At 64.1% G+C, this 1,328-nt stretch carries 3 protein-coding genes and 1 pseudogene; 1 reads left to right on the forward strand and 3 read right to left on the reverse strand.

Going from position 1 to position 1,328, the window contains the following annotated elements; genetic code table 11:
* Window positions 1–182: pseudogene (locus tag EOD15_RS34390) on the reverse strand (branched-chain amino acid transferase); the annotation flags it as partial.
* A 150-nt stretch (window positions 183–332) separates the two neighbouring features.
* Here EOD15_RS34390 and EOD15_RS34395 point away from each other — a divergent pair.
* Window positions 333–836, forward strand: a complete 504-nt coding sequence (locus tag EOD15_RS34395; protein WP_127322834.1) for a hypothetical protein — start codon at window positions 333–335, stop codon at window positions 834–836.
* Window positions 837–842: 6 nt separating this feature from the next.
* Here the strand turns inward: EOD15_RS34395 and EOD15_RS34400 are convergent, their stop codons facing one another.
* On the reverse strand, window positions 843–1,157 hold the full coding sequence (locus EOD15_RS34400) for a DUF2293 domain-containing protein (protein WP_127322835.1): 315 nt from the start codon (window positions 1,155–1,157) through the stop codon (window positions 843–845).
* Window positions 1,154–1,328 (reverse strand): TrmO family methyltransferase (locus EOD15_RS34405; RefSeq protein ID WP_185929167.1); only part of this gene is annotated, 175 nt, incomplete at its 5' end. The genes EOD15_RS34405 and EOD15_RS34400, both read right to left, overlap by 4 nt.

Below are 1,328 nucleotides of genomic sequence, written 5' to 3' on the forward strand. Positions count from 1 at the left end.
GTGTCGTAGGTGGCGTCGGAATGCAGAAAACCCCAGTCCAGCACCGAGATCTTGGCCTGCGACATCGGCAGGTATTGGCCATCAAGGAAGGCGACGCCCTCGGGATAGGAGTGCGGGTCGACATGGCGGTCGCCAACCACGGGCAGTTGCCTCTCGTCCTGTGTTGCCATCGTCCGGCTCATCGGGGCCTCCTGTCACGCAGGCGAGAGGTTAGCGGCGCCGGGCAGAAGGCATAGAGCCACCCGCCCGGCGCTGTTCGGCCTCCATGACGATCTGGCCGATACATTCGATCGCGATTGCCCTATCGTTCCGGGTCTGAACGGGAGGGGAAAATGGGCAGGTTTGGGGCCGTCACAGCGGCAATGATGATGCTCGCCGCTGCGGGCGACGCCCGCGCCCAGTGCGCGCGCGAAGGCGAGGAATTGTGCCAGAGCGGCCAGACCTATCGCTGCGAGAAAACCGGCGGCGAATTGACGGCGATCTTCCAGAATCTGCCTTGTGCGGTGAACGTGCCGTCGCTGAGCGGCACCTGGGTAGGCAATGGCCACCAGAGCCCGGCCGGTGACGCCGGCGCCGACTGGGCGATCGCCATGACCATCAACGATGGCAGCGCGTCGATCGACTATCCGTCACTCGGCTGCGGCGGATCGCTGTCGCAGACATCAAGGGACGACATTTCAGCGGAATACCACGAGAGCATCACCTACGGTCAGGACAAGTGCATCGACGGCGGCAACATCACCGTAAGGTTTTACAAGGGCAATCTGTCCTGGATTTGGGTCGGCCACGCCGATGGCCAGCCCTACAATGCGGTCGCCGTGCTGAAGCGGAAGTAGCCGTGGTCATTCCTCCTCGTCGTCGGCGTCGAGCAGGCGGGTTGCGCGCCAGCGGGTGAGCACGATGTTGGTCTGCTCGATGACAAAGAAACGCGCCGAGTCGCGGTCATAGCCTTCGCTCAGCAGTTTTTCGTAATCGGTGTGCATGTGGCGGATATGGGCAATCGTCGCCAACCATACGGCGATGCCCGGCGGCAAGGTCTTCATGTGGACCGCGCCGGCGTCGCCGCGGATCTTCTCCATGTCGGCATAGGGCGCCAGCGGCAGAAGAGCGGTCAGCGCCTTGGCGATGGCGCGGCGGCGGCCGGTCGGCGCTGTCATCGCCGGGTCCGATCGGGCTCGTCCCGCCCTTCGATGGTCGCTTCCGCTATGGCGTCGGTCGAGACGAAATAAGGTTTGATGTCGATGACCGGCGTGCCGTCGAGCACATCGATACCGTCGAGGTCGATGCGGCCGGTGTGTTGGTCGAGCGCGACGAGCCTGGCGATGTGC

This window comes from Mesorhizobium sp. M7A.T.Ca.US.000.02.2.1 (assembly GCF_003996995.1).
GTDB lineage: Bacteria > Pseudomonadota > Alphaproteobacteria > Rhizobiales > Rhizobiaceae > Mesorhizobium.